Here is a 4,102-nt window from a genome sequence, read left to right on the forward strand (position 1 = left end):
CTCGATCCGCGCCCACTGGGCGTCAGTCAACGACACACCCAGACCAACGACCGGATGATCCGAAGGAAACGGCCTAGCCCGCGCACGGCCTCTGCGGACACAAGCAGGTCTACCGGCTGGTGACCCAGCCGCCGCAGCGGCTGAGCACGGACACCCTGGTCGCGCTCTGCGACATCCTGGAGTGCACTCCGAACGACCTGATCGAGCCCGAGGTCGTGAACACGCAGGCCCCGCAAGACCGCTGACGGCCAGCCCGGTGACCTGTCGGTCGCCCGGCGCCGCACCGTCATCCGCCGCCCCGACCGGTCATGACCAGCAAGCCGCAGCGCCGCACCCAGGTGCCCGCGCCGTGCTCGGCCTGCGGGCGCCTGCGCGTCATGGTCACTCGCGGCGCCGACGGCGGGGAGATCTGCCGGGCATGCCGCGGCATGGACGCCCCCGACTCCTGCTGCCGGCAGTGCAGTGAACCATCGGCTGTTGCCACCAGCGTCCGACGCAGGCTGCGGAGGCAGTCTGGCGGGATGTGGCCGGATGGCAGCTGGACGTGGAATCGGGCCGCCTGGTTTGTTGATGTCCGTGCGCATCGGGACCTCGGCGGTGTGAGCCGCTTGGGCGGGGGTGGGGCGGATGCACCTGCACATCTTGGGGCGAGTCCGGGCGTGGCGGGACGGTACCGAGATCGATCTGGGCCGCGCGAGGCAGCGCGGGTTCCTGGGGCTGCTGGCGTTGACGGTCGGACAGCCGTGGTCGCGGGCCGACTTGGTGGACGCGCTGTGGCGGGACAGTCCACCGGCTACCGCGGCGAACGTCATCCAGAGCTACGTCAAGCACCTGCGCCGAGTCCTGGAGCCGGACCGCGTGCGGCGCGCCCCGAGCGTGCTCCTGCCCGCAGTCGGTGACGGGTACGCGCTTCAGCTCGCGGACGGCAGCGTGGACCTGGCGCGGTTCCGCGGTCTGGTTGCGGCGGCCGGCGAGGCGGCGCGTGGCGGTGAGCATCGCCGGGTGATCGAGTTGCTCGGGGACGCGCTGCGGTTTTGGCAGGGGCCGCCTCTGGCCGACGTGCCGGTCCTCGCTGACCACCCGAAGGTGGTCCGCGTGCTCGGCGAGCGCCGGACGGTGATGGCTCGGTACGTGGACGCGTTGCTGGCCACGGGCGGCGCGGCCGAAGCGCTGCCGCTGTTGGAGGAAGAGGCGTGCTGCCACCCTTTGGACGAGGCCACGCAGGCACGGCTGATCCGGGCGCACCAACTCGCCGGGCACCGGCGGAAGGCGTTCGTTGTGTACGAGACCGCCCGTCGTCAGCTCGCTGACGAACTCGGCGTCGATCCCGGGCCTGAACTGGCCGCGGCCCACACCGCACTCCTGAGCCAGCCGGACGACGGCAAAGGGACGGCGGCCCTTCCCTGCTCGGCCCCGGTCGAAGGGGCCGAGCGGGAGACGGCCGGGTCCGAGGCGTGGCCTCCTGCCGTGGCCGAGGTCCCCGCCCAGCTCCCTGCGGACCTGCCCGTCTTCGTGGGACGTGGCGACGAGATGGGGGAACTCGACGACCTGCTCGACCGCCTGGCGCCACGCGCCGGCTCGGTGACCATCGCGATGATCACCGGTGCCGCGGGGGTCGGGAAGACCGCCCTCGCAGTGCACTGGGCCCACCGTTGGGCCGATCGGTTCCCGGACGGGCAGTTGTTCGTCAACCTCAGGGGGTTCGCCCCGGGTGGGACCGCGGTGACGCCGGCAGAGGCGGTTCGGGGTTTTCTGGACGCCTTCGCGGTGCCGCCGCAGCGCGTGCCGGTCAGTGTCGAGGCGCAGAGCGCGCTGTACCGCAGCCTGCTGTCCGGCCGTCGCGTGCTGGTGGTGTTGGACAACGCCGCGCACGCCGAGCAGATCCGTCCGCTGCTGCCCGGGTCGCCCGGCTGCCTGGTGCTGGTGACCAGTCGCAGCCGGATGCCGGGGCTGGTCGCCGCCGAAGGGGCCACGCCGACCGTCCTCGATGTGCTGCCCGCCGCCGAGGCGAGGAAGCTGCTGGCCAGCCGGATCGGCCCGGATCGGGTGTCGGCGGAACCACGGGCGGCCGGTGAGCTCATCACCCGGTGCGGAGGGCTGCCCCTGGCCCTGGCCATTGTCGCCGCCCGGGCGGCCACCCACCGTGACTTCTCACTCGGTGCGCTCGCCGACGAACTGACCACGAACCACGCCGCCCTTGACCTCTCCACGGGCGATGACCAGGCCACCGACATGCGGGCGGTGTTCTCCTGTTCGCTGCGCACCCTCGACACCGCGGCGGCCAGGCTCTTCCGGTTGCTGGGCCTGCACCCCGGGCCGGACATCACGCTGCCCGCGGCAGCCAGCCTGGCGGCCGTCCCGGAGCCCCGGACACGCCGCCTGCTCGCCGAGCTGGCCCGGGTGAACCTGGTGACCGAGCACCTGCCCGGCCGGTTCGCCTGCCACGACCTGCTGCGTGCCTACGCCGTCGAGCTCGCGGAGGTCCACGAGCCCCCGGCGGAGCGCAGCGCCGCGACGCGGCGGGTCCTCGACCACTATCTACACACGGCGTACCAGGCGGCGCGGATGACGGATCCGCACCGGGACACGGTGCTGCTGTCCCAGGAGCAGATCGAGCCCGGGAGCGTCCCGGAGCGCTTGACCGACCAGGACCAGGCGACGGCCTGGCTCGCCACCGAGCAACGGGTCCTTCTCGGCGCCGTTCAGCTGGCCGTCGACACCGGCTTCGACGCCCATGCCTGGCGGCTTGCCTGGTGCCTGACAGACTTCCTCGACCTGCGAGGGTGCTGGCAGCAGCAGCTCACGATGCAGACGAGCGCGTTGGAGGCGGCACGCCGCCTCGACGACCCGGTAGGCCTGGCCCACACTCACCGGATCCTCGGCCGGTGCTGCGCCCGACTGGGGCGGACCGCGGACTCGCGCCGCCACTTCGAGACGGCCCTCGCCCGGTTCCACGAGGTCGGCGACCTCGTCGGCCAGGCCCACACGCACCGCCTCCTGACGCTGCTGTTGTGCCGCCTGCACCGCTACGAGGAGTGCCTGCACCACGCCCTGCTGGCCTTCGAGATGCTGCGGACCGCGGACCACCGCGACGGGCAGGCCAGGGCCCTCAACATGATCGGCTGCGCGTACGCGGACCTGGGCGACCAGCAACAGGCCCTGGCCTACTGCCGGCGGTCGCTCGCCCTGGCCCGGCAGCTCGGCGATCGGTACTGCACAGCCAACGCCCTGGACAGCCTCGGTTTCGCGTACGCCTGCCTCGGACAGCACCGACGGGCGGTGGACCACTACGACCGAGCGCTGCGACTGCACCGGGACAGCGGGGACCGCTACTACGAGACGGAGACACTGACCCGGCTCGGCGACAGCCACCAGGCCCTGGGCGACCTCCCCAAGGCCCGCGACGCCTGGCACCGCGCACTCGCCATCCTCGACCACCTCGGCCACGACGACGCACAAGCGGTACGCACCCGGCTGCGACAGCGACCTCCTCACCCCGGCGCGCTCAGGGGCCGAGCCGGGTTCGCTGAAGAACCCGGCTCGACCCTGCGCTGACGCGGCGCGCCGGCCGGGGACGGCTCACCTCACCGAGCGGTGGCCTTCACTGAGCCGACGGCCCTGGGGGCAGGTGGCCTGCACGTAGTAGCTCCCCGGCCCGTACTCACCGCTGGTGTACGTGCCGCCGATCGAGCACTCGATCCAGAACACGATGGCACCGCTGTGCACCGTGCAGTTCCACGCCGCGGCGTTGTTGTAGCGGAACGGCGGGTAACAGCTGTAGCGGGCCAGTGCACCGGCCGGTTCCAGGGCTGACGCGGAGGCCGCGGACGCTCCCTTGACACCGGTCCGCTGCACCTGCCATACGTCGCTCTTGCCCGGCGTGGGCGCCGCCTGAGCGGAAGCCATCGTCGCGATCCCGACGATCATGGCGGCCAGGAACACCAGGCCCGCCCTGAGCATCACGTGTATCTGTTTCACCATGCGGAACACTCCTTCGGAGTCGCCCCCCGGGAGATAACCCGGGGGACCCCCAGGGCCCCCCCCCCGGGCCCCCCCACACCCCCCCGTGGCACCGCCCAGGCACCACGGCCCGGGGGGGGGG

2 protein-coding genes and 1 pseudogene are annotated in these 4,102 nt (G+C 72.5%); 2 read left to right on the forward strand and 1 reads right to left on the reverse strand.

Features of this window, described 5'->3' with window-relative positions; genetic code table 11:
- Positions 1–101 precede the first annotated feature (101 nt).
- A pseudogene (locus QK440_RS40895) lies at positions 102–312 on the forward strand (helix-turn-helix transcriptional regulator); the annotation flags it as partial.
- Between the two features lie 315 nt (positions 313–627).
- Positions 628–3,555: a BTAD domain-containing putative transcriptional regulator gene (locus tag QK440_RS40900; protein WP_282798339.1), complete on the forward strand. Its 2,928-nt coding sequence runs from the start codon at positions 628–630 to the stop codon at positions 3,553–3,555.
- A gap of 24 nt (positions 3,556–3,579) precedes the next feature.
- On the opposite strand, the gene QK440_RS40905 is transcribed toward QK440_RS40900, so the two are convergent.
- A complete protein-coding gene (locus tag QK440_RS40905) occupies positions 3,580–3,981 on the reverse strand; it encodes a hypothetical protein (protein WP_282798340.1) in 402 nt (133 codons plus the stop codon).
- Between the last annotated feature and the right edge of the window lie 121 nt (positions 3,982–4,102).

Source organism: Streptomyces sp. CC224B, assembly GCF_030010595.1.
Lineage (GTDB): Bacteria > Actinomycetota > Actinomycetes > Streptomycetales > Streptomycetaceae > Streptomyces > Streptomyces longispororuber.

What these genes read in the sequence shown, in the direction of transcription:
- QK440_RS40900 (WP_282798339.1), top strand. Translation starts at nt 628, where the DNA reads ATGCACCTGCACATCTTGGGGCGAGTCCGGGCGTGGCGGGACGGTACC.
- QK440_RS40905 (WP_282798340.1), bottom strand. Translation starts at nt 3,981, where the DNA reads ATGGTGAAACAGATACACGTGATGCTCAGGGCGGGCCTGGTGTTCCTG.